The organism is Streptomyces sp. NPDC048514, assembly GCF_043199955.1.
GTDB lineage: Bacteria > Actinomycetota > Actinomycetes > Streptomycetales > Streptomycetaceae > Streptomyces.
This window is the reverse complement of record NZ_JBICWT010000005.1, coordinates 398,697-413,547: the sequence shown is the minus strand read 5'-3', so window position 1 is coordinate 413,547 and position 14,851 is coordinate 398,697. Positions and strand designations below refer to the sequence as shown.

The 14,851-nt window shown below is 72.0% G+C and carries 15 protein-coding genes; 4 read left to right on the top strand and 11 right to left on the bottom strand.

What is annotated here, in order from left to right; all coding sequences use genetic code 11:
* Positions 1 to 113: 113 nt before the first annotated feature.
* Positions 114 to 341, bottom strand: coding sequence for a hypothetical protein (locus tag ACGFT2_RS13570; RefSeq protein ID WP_393277282.1), 228 nt, complete (start codon positions 339 to 341; stop codon positions 114 to 116).
* A gap of 92 nt (positions 342 to 433) precedes the next feature.
* On the opposite strand from ACGFT2_RS13570, the gene ACGFT2_RS13565 reads away from it, so the two are divergent.
* On the top strand, positions 434 to 1,396 hold the full coding sequence (locus ACGFT2_RS13565) for a GlxA family transcriptional regulator (protein ID WP_393277279.1): 963 nt from the start codon (positions 434 to 436) through the stop codon (positions 1,394 to 1,396).
* Between the two features lie 21 nt (positions 1,397 to 1,417).
* Here the strand turns inward: ACGFT2_RS13565 and ACGFT2_RS13560 are convergent, their stop codons facing one another.
* From ACGFT2_RS13560 to ACGFT2_RS13515, 10 genes are all read right to left on the bottom strand, one after another.
* Complete coding sequence (locus tag ACGFT2_RS13560; RefSeq protein ID WP_393277277.1) at positions 1,418 to 2,788, bottom strand: cytochrome P450; 1,371 nt, start codon at positions 2,786 to 2,788, stop codon at positions 1,418 to 1,420.
* Positions 2,788 to 3,870 carry an epi-isozizaene synthase gene (cyc1, locus tag ACGFT2_RS13555; RefSeq protein WP_393277275.1) on the bottom strand — a complete coding sequence of 361 codons (1,083 nt, stop codon included), beginning with the start codon at positions 3,868 to 3,870 and terminating at the stop codon, positions 2,788 to 2,790. The genes ACGFT2_RS13560 and cyc1 overlap by 1 nt, the downstream gene beginning before the upstream one ends.
* A 293-nt stretch (positions 3,871 to 4,163) precedes the next feature.
* Entirely contained in the window at positions 4,164 to 4,814 is a 651-nt protein-coding gene (def, locus tag ACGFT2_RS13550; protein ID WP_393277272.1) for a peptide deformylase, read from the bottom strand.
* Between the two features lie 102 nt (positions 4,815 to 4,916).
* Complete coding sequence (locus tag ACGFT2_RS13545) at positions 4,917 to 5,897, bottom strand: tetratricopeptide repeat protein (protein ID WP_393277269.1); 981 nt, start codon at positions 5,895 to 5,897, stop codon at positions 4,917 to 4,919.
* A 100-nt stretch (positions 5,898 to 5,997) separates the two neighbouring features.
* On the bottom strand, positions 5,998 to 7,287 hold the full coding sequence (locus tag ACGFT2_RS13540) for an HD-GYP domain-containing protein (protein ID WP_393277266.1): 1,290 nt from the start codon (positions 7,285 to 7,287) through the stop codon (positions 5,998 to 6,000).
* Positions 7,287 to 8,588, bottom strand: a complete 1,302-nt coding sequence (locus tag ACGFT2_RS13535; RefSeq protein ID WP_393277263.1) for an HD-GYP domain-containing protein — start codon at positions 8,586 to 8,588, stop codon at positions 7,287 to 7,289. The genes ACGFT2_RS13540 and ACGFT2_RS13535 overlap by 1 nt, the downstream gene beginning before the upstream one ends.
* 108 nt (positions 8,589 to 8,696) lie before the next feature.
* The gene (gene rsrA / locus ACGFT2_RS13530; protein WP_393277260.1) at positions 8,697 to 8,999 is read right to left on the bottom strand and encodes a mycothiol system anti-sigma-R factor; all 303 of its coding nucleotides are present in this window, start codon (positions 8,997 to 8,999) and stop codon (positions 8,697 to 8,699) included.
* Complete coding sequence (locus tag ACGFT2_RS13525) at positions 8,996 to 9,691, bottom strand: sigma-70 family RNA polymerase sigma factor (RefSeq protein WP_393277257.1); 696 nt, start codon at positions 9,689 to 9,691, stop codon at positions 8,996 to 8,998. The genes rsrA and ACGFT2_RS13525 overlap by 4 nt, the downstream gene beginning before the upstream one ends.
* Positions 9,692 to 9,946: 255 nt before the next feature.
* Positions 9,947 to 10,576: an alpha/beta family hydrolase gene (locus ACGFT2_RS13520; RefSeq protein ID WP_393277255.1), complete on the bottom strand. Its 630-nt coding sequence runs from the start codon at positions 10,574 to 10,576 to the stop codon at positions 9,947 to 9,949.
* Position 10,577: 1 nt separating this feature from the next.
* On the bottom strand, positions 10,578 to 11,393 hold the full coding sequence (locus tag ACGFT2_RS13515) for an SOS response-associated peptidase (RefSeq protein WP_393277252.1): 816 nt from the start codon (positions 11,391 to 11,393) through the stop codon (positions 10,578 to 10,580).
* A gap of 105 nt (positions 11,394 to 11,498) precedes the next feature.
* Here ACGFT2_RS13515 and ACGFT2_RS13510 point away from each other — a divergent pair, with 105 nt between their 5' ends.
* From ACGFT2_RS13510 to rsgA, 3 genes are all read left to right on the top strand, one after another.
* Entirely contained in the window at positions 11,499 to 12,221 is a 723-nt protein-coding gene (locus ACGFT2_RS13510; protein WP_393277250.1) for a M50 family metallopeptidase, read from the top strand.
* Positions 12,222 to 12,479: 258 nt separating this feature from the next.
* Positions 12,480 to 13,796: a 3-phosphoshikimate 1-carboxyvinyltransferase gene (gene aroA / locus ACGFT2_RS13505; RefSeq protein ID WP_393277247.1), complete on the top strand. Its 1,317-nt coding sequence runs from the start codon at positions 12,480 to 12,482 to the stop codon at positions 13,794 to 13,796.
* A gap of 11 nt (positions 13,797 to 13,807) precedes the next feature.
* Positions 13,808 to 14,818, top strand: a complete 1,011-nt coding sequence (gene rsgA, locus ACGFT2_RS13500) for a ribosome small subunit-dependent GTPase A (protein WP_393277244.1) — start codon at positions 13,808 to 13,810, stop codon at positions 14,816 to 14,818.
* Positions 14,819 to 14,851: the final 33 nt, after the last annotated feature.

The window sequence follows — 14,851 nt, the reverse complement described above, 5'->3', positions numbered from 1 at the left end:
GGGGTGGCCCCCTTCTTTCGGGCGTCGGACTTCGGCGCGCCCCCCCCCCCCGGGGGGCGCCCCGCCCCCCCGACTGGGGGGGGGGGGGGGGCGACGCCGTCCGCTTTTCCCGTTCAGGCGTGCCGGGCCATGCCGCGGCTACCGCGGGCGCCGTTCGTCTTTCGGGCCGTGGGTCGCGCCGCCGTCGGGGGCACGGGCGCCTCGCCCCGCTCCGCCGCCCTGAGCTGGCGGTCGATGCGCCGGTCGCGCACCACGCCGAAGACGGACGGGAGGATCATGACGACCAGAATCCCGAGGGTGAGGAGCATTCCGATGAGGCCTTCGATCTGGTTTCCGTTCATGACACCACTGTCGCGCCGGATACTCCTTACCGGGAGTGGCAGGACTGCCGTAGACCCTCGATTTACTGCCAAGGGTGCGGCACACTGGCAGCATGCTGACGAATGTGGCCGCCGTGCTACTGGAGGGCGTGCACCCCTTCGAGCTGGGTGTCGTGTGCGAGGTGTTCGGCGTCGACCGCAGCGACGAGGGACTGCCGGTGTACGACTTCGCCGTGGTCTCGGCCGAGGGACCGGACCTCGCCACCCACTGCGGGTTCACCGTCTCGACGCCGTACGGGATCGAACGGCTGGAGGAGGCCGATCTGATCGCCGTGCCGGCCGGTGAGACGTACGCGGAGCGGGAGTACCCCCCGGAACTGCTGGCGGCGCTGCGGCGGGCCGTCGACCGGGGCGCCCGGGTGCTGAGCGTCTGCTCCGGGGTCTTCGTGCTCGCGGCCGCGGGGCTGCTGGACGGTCGGCGGTGCGCGGTGCACTGGCACCACGCCGAGCGGCTCGCCCGGCGTTACCCCCGGTTGAGCGTCGAGCCGGACGTGCTGTACGTGGACGAGGACCCGGTGATCACCTCCGCCGGCACGGCCGCCGGGATCGACGCGTGTCTGCACCTGGTGCGCAAGGAGCAGGGCCCGGAGGTCGCCAACAAGATCGCCCGCCGGATGGTGGTGCCCCCGCACCGGGACGGCGGTCAGGCCCAGTACATCGAGCGACCGCTGCCGAAGACCTCGTGCGACACCGTCGGAGAGGTCCTGGCATGGATGGAGGCCCATCTCGACCAGGAGGTGACCGTCGAGCAGCTCGCCGCCCGCGCGCACATGTCGCCACGCACGTTCGCCCGGCGCTTCCAGCAGGAGACGGGGACCACGCCCTACCGCTGGGTCCTTCGCCAACGGGTGCTGCTGGCACAGGAGTTGCTGGAGGGTACGGACGAGACGATGGACGCGATCGCCTGGCGGACCGGGTTCGGTACGGCGGCCGCGCTGCGGCACCAGTTCGTCCGGGCGCTCGGAACGACCCCGAACGCCTACCGGCGCGCGTTCCGGGGCCCGCAGGCCGCCTGAGCGCGCGCCGGTACCAGGGTCCTACCAGGGCATCGGCCGCAGCAGCAGGTCCTGCGGCCGGAGCGTGATGCCCACCCGGGTGGTGTCGTCCGACCCGCCGACCTGCTCGAAGCGGTACTTCGCCGAGATCGCCGCGGTGATCAGGCTGAGCTGGGTCATGGAGAAGTGGTCGCTCGGGCACTTCCGGTTGCCCACGCTGAACGGGCTCATGGCGTACTTCGGCACCTCCCCCGCCCGCTCGGGCAGCCAGCGGTCGGGATCGAAGTCGAGGTGGCGGGCGTAGGAGCGGGCGTCGCGCTGGATGGCGTAGGGGCTGTAGACGATGTCCGCCCCGGCCGGAATGCGATAGCCGCCGAGCGTGGTGTCGGTGACCGCGCGCCGCGTCAATATCCATACGGCGGGCCTGAGCCGCATGGCTTCGACGACGACATTGTTGGTGTGCCTGAGCGCGCGAACGTGCTCGAATCCGACCGGCCGGCCACCCGTCACGGATTCGACCTCGTCCCGTACCTTCTCGGCGTGTTCCGGATGTGCCGCGAGGACCTGCAGCAGCCACATGATCGTGGACGCGACGGTTTCGCTGCCGGGGGTGAGTATCGCGACCACCTGGTCGTGGATCTCCTGTTCCCCGATGGGGTCGCCATTGTCGTCCTTCGCCTCCAGCAATGCCGTCAGCAAATCGTCCGGCTTTTGACCAGATGCCCTCCGCTCGGCGACGATCTCGTCGACCAGCAGATGCAAATCGGCCAGCGCCCGGTTGAATTCGCGGTTGGCCGGAAACGGGAGCCGGTACAGCGGTCCGAGCGGGACCACCATCCTGCGGTACATCCCGCGGAAGACGGTGGCGAGGTCGATGCTCAGCCGTTCGGCGCGCTCGTCCATGTAGTCGCCACGCAGCAGGCAGCGGGCGGCGATACGGACGGCGACCCGGAAGGACTCCGAGGTGCAGTCGACGGTCTCGCCGGGCCGCCAGCGCTCGGTCAGCGCGTGTGCCTCCTCCTCCATGACCGGTCCGTAGGCCGGTATCGCGTCCAGCCGGAACGCCGGCTGTATGGTGCGCCGCTGGCGCCGGTGCCGGGGGCCGTTGGCGGTGGCCACGCCCTCCTTGCCGAGCAGCCCCTCCAGGGACTCCCACAGCGGTCCGTCGATCTTGAAGTCGGGACTGAGGGCGAGTGCGCCGGTGAGCGCCGGCGTGGTGACGGCGTACACCGTCTTGGGGCCGAGCCTGAGGCGCACGACGTCGCCGTGCTCGCCCAGCCGGGACATGAAGGCGAGCGGGTCGCGGACGAGTTTCAGGCCGTGTCCGAGGCCTGGTACGGCGCCCCCGGCCAGGGGCGGTTCGCGCAGTTCGGGGGCCTCGGGGGTCACGTGTTCAACGGACTCGAGGGTCATCACTCACCTGCCGCTTCGTTGGTGACGTACGGGGGCGTGGACCGGTCGTCCCAGCTGTCGACCATGTACCGGCCGGACTCGTGGTGGAACCAGTAGACGGAGCTGAACCAGTTGCGCATATTGCCGGCACAGGCGCGTACGGCCACGCTCAGTTCCTTGCCGCGGACCGTACCGTCGGCAATTTCGTCGGCGAATCGCAGGACCTCCTGCTCGACTACGAGGAATTCGTCGATGCATTCCTCGACGCGCCGCCTCACTTCCTCCACCGCCTCTTCCAGGGTCAGTCCCTCATGGCTGATGAGACTGATTCCGAGATTGTGGACCTCGTCGCCCGCTATTTCCTTGGGAAGCGAACAAAGATCGTTGTACCAGGCGGCGAATTCCTGGCTCAGCAGCGCGGCCCGGCGATAGGCCGGGTGTTTCCTTACACGGTCCGGGAGTTCACACCCGGCGCTCGCCTCGAGCAGGTCCGTCCATATCCAGTGCGCGAAGGTGTGCCGGCGCAGGGCGAGGTATTCCTCGACGCCGGGCACATATCCTTCGGTGCGGTTGCGGAACTCACGGTCATAGGCCTCGATCACCGCGTGGAAGTGCCGGGCGAACCGCTGGTTCCAGGTGCGCGGCAGGAAGCCGTACAGCCGCAGCACGCTGTCGGCGAAGGCCGCCACCAGCGGGTCGGGGTGGTGCAGATGATGCCTCGGTGCGTCGAGTGCCGCGTGCAGGCGGTACTTCAGCCGCCGCCAGTCGCCGGCCCGGCCGTGGACGACGCAGCGGTCGTGGCGGTCGTCCCAGACGAAGAACCAGGCGCTGTAGTCGGCTATGGCCTGCAGGACCTCGTCCGGGGCGCCTGTGTAGTAGCCCGCCATGAGGTCGGTGTAGCACAGGCCATCGGCATATTCCTGCACCTTGTCCGCCGGCATGAGCCGCTTTTGCAGCAGCCAGAGCCGCGTCTTCTCCTGTAGTCGCGGCCAATAGGGGTGCAGTTGCCGGGAGAAAGCGGACTCGATCACCGGCAGTGCCAGTGAGGGTGGGACTACGACCGCCGTCGGCGTCGCTGTGGTGCCGTGTGGGAAAGCTTGCACGGAACAAACCCCTCTCAGCCGCCAGGAGCGCACGCCCCTCCCGTTGTGCCGGGCGTGCGCCGTTGCGTATCCCCGCACTTCCCATTCAGCACCACAACTGACCGCCGTGGGAACGGATTTGCTCCATTCACTACCCCAAGGTGCTGAGAATCCCCCCTTGCATGACTGGTTAAGGATCACCAGGGCCGCGGGTCCGCCCGGTTGTACGACGCACGCACGAGCGAACCGGGGACATGCGAAGGGCGCCCGACCGGGAGTGATCCCGGCCGGGCGCCCCAACCGCACTGTGTCCGCTAGTCGTTGGCGACCACGGGGTAGCGAGGTTCGTTCTCGGCCATCTGCCGCAGCGCGTCCTTGCGGTCCCGCTTGGACAGGCGGTCGATGTAGAGGTAGCCGTACAGGTGGTCGGTCTCGTGCTGCAAACAGCGTGCGAAGTAGCCGGTGCCCCGGACCTTGATCGGGTTGCCCTTCTCGTCCTGGCCGGTCACCTCGGCGTAGTCGGGACGGGCGAGCGGCGCGTACGCAGTCGGCACGGACAGGCAGCCCTCGTTGCTGTCGTCCAGCCGGCGCCGGTCGGCGGGCAGCTCGACCACCTTCGGGTTGCACACCACGCCGACGTGCCGGACGCCCTCGTCGTCGGGGCAGTCGTAGACGAAGACCTTCCGGTCGACCCCGATCTGGTTGGCGGCCAGGCCCACGCCCTCGGCGGTGCGCTGGCTGGCGAACATGTCGGCGACCAGCTGCTGCAGCTCCTCGCCGAACTCGGTGACGTCCCCGCACTCCTTGTGCAGCACCGGATTGCCGACGACCGTGATGGGGCGCGAGTTCCCGCGCTCCCGCCAGGCCGTCTCGCGCTCCTCGCAGTCCTCCGTGTCGACGACGTAGCCCTCGTCGTCCACGGGGAGCACGCCTGCGTGCTGCTGATCGGTGTCCTGCTGCGCCATGACCGACGTACGCCTTCCTGCAAGCCTGGAAAATTCTGCGAGTACAGCCTAAAGGGGGCCGGTCGCCGGCGGCTCACCATAAGGGGGGCTGCCACCGGCGGTTCAGCAGACCTCTTCCAGATCGCGCCAGTCCCTGGAGTCCGGGCTGTCCGCGACCCATCCGTCGAGCAGCCCCCTGACCAGCGCGGCGGGCGCCGCGACGCCGCACTCCCGCTCCGGCACCCACAGCTGCCCGTCCGTCCGGTGGCCGAGCGGTCCGGGGTGGCCGGGCTCGCTGTGGTCGTGCGGGTCCAGGTGCACACCCTCGCCCTCGTCCGACGGCATCCGTGACTCGGAACACATCCGGCACAGCAGCCGCACCGAGGACGACCAGTCCTCCGCGGCGAACCCCGCGTCGGAGGCCAGCTGCTCCAGCGCGTCCCGGTCCGCCTCCGTGGCCGCCTCCAGCAGGACCACCCAGGTGGGCACGGGGGACGGCGCCCACAGCTCGATCTCGTCGAAGACCGGGTAGGAATGCCCCGTGGACGTCGTGCGCTCGCCGTGCGGGACGCCGTCGTGCAGGACCACCTCGCCCCAGCGCCGGCCGGACGAGGGGAGCGGGATGGACAGCACCTCCATGCGGGCCGGGTCCAGCCGGCGGCCCCATACGACCTCGGCCTCGCCCTCCGGCGAGAGGCGTACGGCCGCGCTGCCCAGCTCCATGCCGGTGGGTTCCGCGGAGACACCGGTGCCGCCGGGGACCTTCAGCCCGTAGGCCTGCCAGGCACGGCGGGCCAGCGGCCAGTCCTGCAGGGCGGTGGCGGCGATGCCGACGTTCCACCAGTCGGGGGCGCCGGACTCCCGGTCCAGGAGGGCCACGGCGCGCAGTCCGGCCGCGCGGGCCTGCTCCCAGTCGTGCCGGAACTTGTGCAGCAGAGCGAGGTTGAACCAGGACTCCGCCAGCCAGGGTTCCAGATCGGCGGCTCGTGTCAGAAGCTCGCCCGCGTCCTCGTACCGACCGTCACCGATGAGCGTGAACGCCCGGTCGGTGGCCTGCCGCCAGGAGGCGGAGGGCCGGTGCCGTCCCTTTCCGAAGATCCTCACGATTCCCGCCTGCCAGTTCCAGTTCCGCACAGTGGGCTGGCTTGTGCCCCCGGACACCCTCTCCCTGGCATCCAACCACGTGCCGTGGGAAAGCCGCTCATTACCCATGGGTTACCCAGCCCACAGCGGGGTCAGACAGTGCCGTTCGTCTCCCCGCGTCCTCGGCCGGCCCGCTCTCCCGCCACCCTCGCGGCCGGGCGAGTACCCGGGCGAGCGACTCCACGACCTCGGGAGCGTAGTCCCCGGCGGTGCCCAGGCGCAGCTTCTCCAGCGCCCGCAGCGGTCCCTCGGGCCCGGCGTCCCGGGTCATCTCCTCGTAAGCGTTCACGGCTCGCACGATCCGGGCGGCGAGCGGCTGCTCGGCACAGGGGTCGGCCTGCCGTTCCACGACGACGGCGACGGCCGCGGCCACGCCGGTCTGCCGGACGACGGCCCCGCCGAGCAGGGCGATGCGCCGCTGCTCCGCCCCGGGCAGGCCGGCGGTGGCGCCGGCGGGGACCGGATCGACCAGGCTGAGCTGTCCGATGTCGTGCATGAGGGCCGCGTACTCCAGCACGGTCAGCTCGGGTCCGGTCAGGCCGAGGTCCCGGCCGACCGCGAGGCCGAGCGCGGCGACACGGCGGGCGTGGCCGGTGGGGGTGCAGCCGGCTATCTCGGTGGCGCGGGCGAGCGAGGCGATGGTCTGCCGGTAGGTGGCGCGGACGGCCGCGTACCGGCGGAGGGAGAGCTGGGTGAGCAGCAGGGGCAGGCAGAAGACGGGCAGGGCCCACAGGCCGGCGACGGCGACCGCGAGCGCCATCACCGCGCCGGTCGCGCACACGGCGGAGCCGATGCCGAGCAGCCCGTGCAGTTCCTCGCGCAGCAACGGGCCGAACGGCCAGCGGGTGCGGCAGTGCGCGAGGGCGGCGGCGAGGACGGCGTCGCACAGGGCGGTGAGGCCGAGCAGCGCGATGAGGAGCAGGGCGTAGGCGGAGCCGTCCCAGGAGTCGAACACACCCCGGTTGTAGAGCGGTTGGAAACAGACGGCGGCGAAGCCGACGGTGAGCACGCGGCGGGCCAGATGGTCGACGGTGGGGCGGCCGGACCAGAGGTGCGGCACGCTGCCGAGCAGGGCGGCGACGAGGACGACGGCGACGACCTCGGCGGCGCCGTGCGGGGTCGGCCGCCCGGCGTCGGCGCCGAGCAGGGCGTACGACAGTGATCCGGCGGCGCCGAGGGGCGCGGCCTGCCGGTCGGGGGCACCGCTCCACCTGGTCAGCTCGCCGACCGCGATGAGCACCCCGAAGGCCAGCGCCACGCCCCGGTCCTCCAGGCCGGTCCACAGGACGACGGTCAGGGCGCCGGCCGCGACGAGGGCGGCGGCGCCGTGGATCAGCCGCAGGGTCGTCATCACGGCCTGCCGGGGCTGGGGATCCGCTGTTCGGGCTCCGCGGCGTACGACGGCTCGTCCGCGGTGACCCTGGGGTGCCAGCCGTGGTCGCGCAGGGCGCGGGCGAGGGCGGCGACCATCCGCGGGTCGAAGTGGGCCCCGGCACAGCGCTCCAGCTCGGCGACGGCCGCCTCGACCGGGCGGGCCCTGCGGTAGGAGCGGGTGGAGGTCATCGCGTCGAAGGCGTCCGCGACCGCGACGAGCCGTGCGCACTCGGGGATCTGCGTGCCGGCCAGGCCGTACGGGTAGCCACTGCCGTCGAGACGTTCGTGGTGGTGCAGGATCGCCGCGCGGGCCTCGCCGAGGAAGGAGATCCCGCGGACCATCTCGTGCCCGTACTCGGGGTGCAGTTCGATGATCCGCCGTTCCCCGGGGGTGAGCGGTCCGTCCTTGCGCAACAGCCGGGTGGGAACGCCCAGCTTGCCGACGTCGTGCAGGATGCCGGCGAACCGCAGCACCTCGACGCGTTCCTCGTCCATGCCGAGTTCGCGGGCGATCATCACCGAGGCGTGCCCGACGCGTTCGCTGTGGCCGCGGGTGTAGCCGTCCTTGATGTCGACGGCCTGGACGAGGGCGCGGATGGTGGCCTGGTGGGCGGCTCGCTCGCGGTGGTACTGGGCGAACACCCAGCAGGAGACGTACATCGGCAGCAGCACGAGCAGGGCGGCCACGGGGCCGTACGGGCTGCGCCACAGCACGGCCATCATCAGCCCGGCCAGCCCGTGCACGGCCACCGGCGCGAGCGAGCGGGACAGCAGTCCGCGCCAGGCCCGGCGCAGCGGCACGTGCTCGGCGACGGCGAGGATGCCGCCGTCGAGGGCGGTGACGATCAGGCAGAAGGCGAGCACGGCCGCGCCGGCCGGCAGCAGCGCGTACGGGAAGTCGCAGCCGACGACGGCGTCCCGGCCGTCGAGCGCCCAGTGCACCCGCCCTGCGCCCCACACCGCGAGCGAGGGCTGTGCGGCCCGCCAGAGACGGCGCACCGGCGCGGGCCGGTGCTCGACGGGAGGGAGCAGCGCCGCGGGCAGTGGCACGAGGGCCGCGGCCGGCGGGGGCAGCAGGAACGCTCCGGCGAGCAGCACCGGGTAGAAGGTGCCCCCGAAGCGGCGCCGGACGACGTGCTCACAGGCCGCGTACAGCGCGGCGAGCAGGGCGATCGCCCACCAGGGGGCGTGGGTCGCCGGCAGCGGCAGCAGGCAGAGCACGGCCAGCAGGGCCACACAGGCCACATAACCGCGTGCCCTCGCCGGTAGCCCCTCCATGGTGTCCCTCCCCGGACCATGCCTGTCCAGGCTCGGAGCCTAGGACGGGATGTCGGGGAGCGGGACCTACGGTCTGCGGATTAGCACGTTCGGGTGATGACCCGGCGCTCAGCTCTCCGGCGCGGTGGCGGTCACGTCGTGCTCGGGGACGGTGTGCCCGGAGCGGATCAGGTCGATCCGGCCCATGACCTTCGCCCGCAGGTCCGCGGGCACGTCGTCATGGCCGCAGCACCGCTTGACCAGCTTCTTCACGGCCTGCTCCAGGCCGTACTTCTCCAGGCACGGCGAGCATTCCTCGAAGTGGTGCTGGAACTTGTCGCGGTCGACGTCCGGCATCTCGCTGTCGAGGAACTCGTACAGATGGTCGAGGACCTCACTGCAGTCCGTCTCATGCGGCTCTCCGCAGCTCATGAGCCCGAGCCTTTCGCTTCGTCCGAGTCTCCGGCGCCGGCCGGGACCAGCCCGCGCTCCCGGGCGTAGTCCTCCAGCATGCCGCGCAGCTGACGGCGGCCCCGGTGCAGCCGGGACATCACCGTACCGATGGGTGTCCCCATGATGTCCGCGATCTCCTTGTACGCAAAGCCCTCTACGTCCGCGAGATAGACGGCGATGCGGAACTCCTCGGGGATCGCCTGCAGCGCCGCCTTCACGTCCGAGTCCGGCAGGTGGTCGAGCGCCTGCGACTCGGCGGAGCGCAGACCCGTCGACATGTGCGACTCGGCGCGGGCGAGCTGCCAGTCCTCGATCTCCTCCGCGGCGGAGCGCTGGGGTTCGCGCTGCTTCTTGCGGTAGGAGTTGATGAAGGTGTTGGTGAGGATCCGGTACAGCCACGCCTTCAGGTTGGTGCCCTCGCGGAACTGGTGGAAGGACGCGTACGCCTTGGCATACGTCTCCTGCACCAGGTCCTCGGCGTCGGCCGGGTTGCGCGTCATGCGCAGCGCGGCCGAGTACATCTGGTCGAGGAATTCGAGCGCGTCCCGCTCGAAGCGCGCGCTGCGCTCCGTGGAGGACTCGGAGGAAGCCTCCGCGCTCACGCCCCGGCCCTCGGGCAGCTCCGCCTGGCCGTTGTCGGTCCCTGCGTCGGTCCCAGTGACCGGACCCACCTCCTCAAGATCACGGGCAGGACCGATACCGATCCCACTCGTTTCGGAGGATAGAACACGACCGGTGCCTGCCGCCCCTCGAATAGGAGCGGTCTTGGCCGCATGCAGCACCGTCCAGTCCAGGTCACTGGCGCTGCGGCGGCTCGGGCAGATGGTCGAACCCATGCGGCGGACTTCCTCTCCTACGACATCGGTGCCGAGGCCTCAGCACTCCTGTCCGTCACAACAGTGGTCCGTTGCGCAACATTCCCGGCGTCACCCGAGTGTCCCGGTCCACGCGGCGACCCGGTCGCAGATGATCTCCAGGGCCTCCTCCTGCGTGAGATCCGCGCGCCTGGGCACGGCGAAGCCGTGATCGCCGCCGGGCACCTCGGCCAGTTCGAAGTCGCCCTCGGGGAACTCCTCCGGCCTGCCGAAGGGGTCGTTCCCGCCCTGCACGACCAGGGTCGGCACCCCGGCCCCGAGCAGTTCCCCGGCCCGTGACCGCTCCGGTCTGCCCGGCGGATGCAGCGGGAAGCTCAGCGCGAGCACGGCGTGCGCACCCAGCTCGGGCGCCGTGCGGCAGGCGACCCGGGCGCCGGCGCTGCGCCCGCCGGAGACCACCGGCAGGCCGGGCTCCGCGAGCGCCGGCCACAGCCCGCGCCAACCGGCGTCCAGGGTCTTCGGCGCGGGCGCGAGCTTCTTGCCGGCCACCCGCCACGGCTGCTCGACGAGGGCCACGGTCACCCCGTGTGCCGGCAGGGCCCGCGCCAGTGCCTGGAGGTCGCGCGCCTCGATGCCGCCGCCCGCCCCATGGCTCACGGCCAGCACCAGTCGCGCCCTCTCCGCCCTGTGCCAGGTGATCCGGGCGTCCCCGGCGGCCGTACCGACCGTCTGTGTAGTCACGTCAGAAGAGTGTGCCTTCTTCCGGTGCCGCCAGCTCCTTCAGCAGCTCCGGGCCGTTGTTGCGGACGTTGCTCACGGCCGTGGAGACCGGGTAGGCGCGCATCAGGCCGGCCGGGGGCGGGGCCAGCAGCTCGCGCAGGCCGTCCGGGTCGGTGCGGGCCGGGTCCAGCCAGGCGTCCCAGCGGTCCGGGGTCAGCATCAGAGGCATCCGGGGGTGGATCTCGGCGAGGGAGTGCGGCCCCTCGGCGGGAGCGACGGCCAGGGGGGTCGTCTCCGCCTCCGTGGTGATCACCGAGCAGGTCACCCACCAGGCCCCCGGGTGGTCCTCGGGCAGCGTGCCGTCGCGCCAGAACTCGTACAGCCCGGCCATCGCGAACACCGAGCCGTCCGCGGGCAGCACGAAGTACGGCTGCTTGCGGGGGCGCTTCTTCTTGCCCTCGGTCTCCAGCTCCCGCTCCTGCCTGCCGGTGACCCACTCGAAGTAGCCGTCGGCGGGCAGGATGCAGCGGCGGGTGGCGAAGGCCCGGCGGAAGGAGGGCTTCTCGTGGACGGTCTCGGCGCGGGCGTTGATCATCCGGGCGCCGCCCTCGGGCGTCTTGGCCCAGGAGGGCACCAGACCCCACCTCAGCTTCCGCAGCTGGCGAACCGGACGCGGAGAGTCCGCGTCTTTCAGTGGGCGGTCCAGGACGGCGTAGACCTCCTTGGTCGGCGCCACGTTGTAGTCCGGCTCCAGGGACTCCTCGGGCTCCCACTTCTCGATCTCGAAGACGCCCGCGAGATCCTCGGGCCTACGACTCGATGCATACCGTCCGCACATACGTGCCACACTGCCAGGCCCACCCGTCGCCCGGCCACCACCCTTCGACGACGGCGCCCCGCGCCGACCCCCACCCATCTCCAGGACAGGGAGCCACTCGGACACATGGACAGCCTCGCCGCCCTCGCGCTGCCCGGCCTCTGGGACCGGGTCACCGGTACCCAGCCCGATCCCGACCTGTGGGTGGTGCTGGCCACGCTGACCGCCGCGCTCGCCGTGGTTCTCCCGCACCCGCTGTGGCGGATATCCCGCAACGCGATCACCATCGCGCACGAGGGCGGCCACGGTCTGGTGGCCCTCGTCACCGGCCGCCGGCTCACCGGCATCCGCCTGCACTCCGACACCAGCGGGCTCACCCTCAGCCGGGGCAAGCCGCACGGCCTGGGCATGATCCTCACGGCCGCCGCCGGGTACACGGCGCCCTCGCTGCTGGGCCTGGGCGGGGCCGCCCTGCTGGCCGCCGGGCGCATCACGCTGCTGCTGTGGGCGGCCACCGCGCTGCTGGTGGCGATGCTGGTGATGATCCGCAACGCCTACGGCGTACTGACGGTCGTCCTCACCGGCGGTGCCTTCCTGCTGGTGTCCTGGCTGGCGGGACCGCAGGTGCAGGCGGCGTTCGCGTACGCGGTGGTGTGGTTCCTGCTGTTCGGCGGGGTGCGGCCGCCGTTCGAGCTGCAGGCCAAGCGGTCGCGGGGCGGGGCCGGGGACTCGGACGCGGACCAGCTGGCCCGGCTGGCCCATGTGCCGGCGGGCCTGTGGCTGTTCCTGTTCCACGCGGTGTCGCTGTGCTCGCTGATCGGCGGCGGGCGCTGGCTGCTGGAACGCTGACCCCCGGCAACTGCGCACGGGCACCGGCTGGCGGCAGGCGCACCCCCGGAAACCGCGCACGGCGGCACCGGCCGCCGGAAGGCCCACCCCCGGAAACCGCGCATGGCGGCACCGACCGCCGGAAGGCCCACCCTCCGGCAGCTGCGCTCCCTGACCGGCGGAGGGCGGCGGGTCGGCGGGTCGGCGGGCGGCGGGCGGCGGGCGGCGGGCGGCGGCTGCCGGAGGGTTGACCCCCGGCCCTCCTTATAAAGTGGCTCCATGGCCCCGAACACCGCCCCTACCGCCCTCTGGCCCGCCCCGCACGCGAGCGGAGCCGTCGACGCGACGGTCCACGTGCCGGGGTCCAAGTCGGTCACCAACCGTGCCCTGGTCCTCGCCGCCCTCGCCTCCGAGCCCGGCTGGCTGCGCCGCCCGCTGCGCTCCCGCGACACGCTGCTGATGGCCGGTGCGCTCCGGGCCATGGGCGTGGAGATCGAGGAAGGGGTCGGCCCCGACGGCACCGGCGAGGCCTGGCGGGTGCTGCCCACGGGCCTGCACGGCCCGGCCACGGTCGACGTCGGCAACGCCGGCACCGTCATGCGCTTCCTGCCCCCGGTGGCCGCGCTCGCCGACGGCCCGATCCGTTTCGACGGGGACCCGCGCTCCTACGAGCGCCCGCTGAACGGCGTGATCGACGCGCTGCGCGTGCTCGGCGCCCGGATCGACGACGACGGCCGGGGCGCGCTGCCGCTGACCGTGCACGGCGGCGGCGCCCTGGACGGCGGCCCGGTGTCGGTCGACGCCTCCTCGTCCTCCCAGTTCGTCTCGGCGCTGCTGCTGTCGGGCCCCCGCTTCAACCAGGGCGTCGAGGTCCGGCACACGGGCGCGACCCTGCCGTCCCTGCCCCACATCCGGATGACGGTGGACATGCTGCGCGCGGTCGGCGCCCAGGTGGACACCCCGGAGTCGGGCGGCGAGCCGAACGTGTGGCGGGTGACACCGGGCGCGCTGCTCGGCCGGGACCTGACGGTCGAGCCGGACCTGTCCAACGCACAGCCCTTCCTGGCGGCGGCCCTGGTGACCGGGGGCAAGGTGCTGATCCCGGACTGGCCGGCCCGCACCACCCAGCCGGGTGACCGGCTGCGGGAGATCTTCACCGAGATGGGTGGCTCCTGCGAACTGACCGAGTACGGCCTGGTGTTCACCGGCTCGGGCGCCATCCACGGCATCGACGTCGACCTGGGTGACGTCGGCGAGCTGACCCCCGGCATCGCGGCGGTCGCCGCGCTCGCGGACTCCCCCTCGACCCTGCGGGGCGTGGCCCATCTGCGGCTGCACGAGACGGACCGGCTGGCCGCGCTCACCAAGGAGATCAACGAACTCGGCGGTGACGTCACCGAGACCGCCGACGGCCTGCACATCCGCCCGCGCCCGCTGCACGGCGGAACCTTCCACACCTACGAGGACCACCGCATGGCGACCGCCGGCGCGGTCATCGGCCTGGCGGTCGAGGGCGTGCGGATCGAGAACGTGGCGACGACGGCCAAGACCCTGCCGGACTTCCCGGAGCTGTGGACCGGGATGCTCGGGCAGTAGGGACATACGCCATGCGCCGCTACGGCAAGCACACCGACGAGGACGACATCCGCAGCCGCCCCAACCGCAAGGGCAACCGGCCGCGTACGCACATCCGGCCCAAGCACGAGGACGCCGCCGAGGGCATGGTCCTCACCGTCGACCGGGGACGGCTGACCTGCCTGGTCGAGGACCGGATCGTGATGGCGATGAAGGCGCGCGAGCTGGGCCGCAAGGCGGCCGTCGTCGGCGACCGGGTGGCCCTGGTGGGCGATCTGTCCGGGCAGAAGGACACACTCGCGCGGATCGTGCGCATCGGGGAGCGCGCCTCCGTCCTGCGGCGCACGGCCGACGACGACGATCCGTTCGAGCGGGTGGTCGTCGCCAACGCCGACCAGCTGGCGGTCGTCACGGCCCTGGCCGACCCCGAGCCGCGCCCCCGCCTGATCGACCGCTGTCTCGTCGCGGCCTACGACGCCGGACTGGAACCGCTGCTGGTGCTGACCAAGTCGGACCTGGCCTCCCCGGACAAACTGCTGGAGCTGTACGGCGACCTCGACATCCCGTACGTCGTCACCAGCCGGCAGGAGCTGGAGAACGGGGACGCGGCGGACCGGGTGCGCTCCTTCCTGGACGGCCGGATCACCGCCTTCGTGGGCCACTCGGGCGTGGGCAAGACGACCCTGGTCAACGCCCTGGTCCCGGAGGAGCGCCGCCGTACGACGGGCCATGTGAACGCGGTGACCGGCCGGGGCCGCCACACCACCACCTCGGCTCTCGCCCTGCCGCTGACCGGTGCCCGGGGGTGGGTCGTCGACACCCCGGGCGTGCGTTCCTTCGGACTCGCGCACATCGACCCGTCCCGGGTCATCCTCGCCTTCCCCGACCTGGAGCCGGGTACGGAGGGCTGTCCGCGTGCGTGCAGTCACGACGAGCCGGACTGCGCGCTGGACGCGTGGGTCGAGGAGGGCCACGCGGACCCGGCGCGGCTGTATTCACTGCGCCGGCTGCTGTCCACGCGAGAGCGCAAGGAAGGCGACTGAGCGCCGCGTTGTTTGCGGGGGCCGGAGTCCGGC

Bases quoted from the DNA above. Each gene is read 5' to 3' on its own strand.
- ACGFT2_RS13560 (WP_393277277.1), bottom strand. From the start codon at position 2,788: ATGACCCTCGAGTCCGTTGAACACGTGACCCCCGAGGCCCCCGAACTG.
- aroA (WP_393277247.1), top strand. From the start codon at position 12,480: ATGGCCCCGAACACCGCCCCTACCGCCCTCTGGCCCGCCCCGCACGCG.
- rsrA (WP_393277260.1), bottom strand. From the start codon at position 8,999: ATGAGCTGCGGAGAGCCGCATGAGACGGACTGCAGTGAGGTCCTCGAC.
- ACGFT2_RS13535 (WP_393277263.1), bottom strand. From the start codon at position 8,588: ATGGAGGGGCTACCGGCGAGGGCACGCGGTTATGTGGCCTGTGTGGCC.
- ACGFT2_RS13540 (WP_393277266.1), bottom strand. From the start codon at position 7,287: ATGACGACCCTGCGGCTGATCCACGGCGCCGCCGCCCTCGTCGCGGCC.
- ACGFT2_RS13510 (WP_393277250.1), top strand. From the start codon at position 11,499: ATGGACAGCCTCGCCGCCCTCGCGCTGCCCGGCCTCTGGGACCGGGTC.
- ACGFT2_RS13570 (WP_393277282.1), bottom strand. From the start codon at position 341: ATGAACGGAAACCAGATCGAAGGCCTCATCGGAATGCTCCTCACCCTC.
- ACGFT2_RS13565 (WP_393277279.1), top strand. From the start codon at position 434: ATGCTGACGAATGTGGCCGCCGTGCTACTGGAGGGCGTGCACCCCTTC.
- rsgA (WP_393277244.1), top strand. From the start codon at position 13,808: ATGCGCCGCTACGGCAAGCACACCGACGAGGACGACATCCGCAGCCGC.
- def (WP_393277272.1), bottom strand. From the start codon at position 4,814: ATGGCGCAGCAGGACACCGATCAGCAGCACGCAGGCGTGCTCCCCGTG.
- ACGFT2_RS13515 (WP_393277252.1), bottom strand. From the start codon at position 11,393: ATGTGCGGACGGTATGCATCGAGTCGTAGGCCCGAGGATCTCGCGGGC.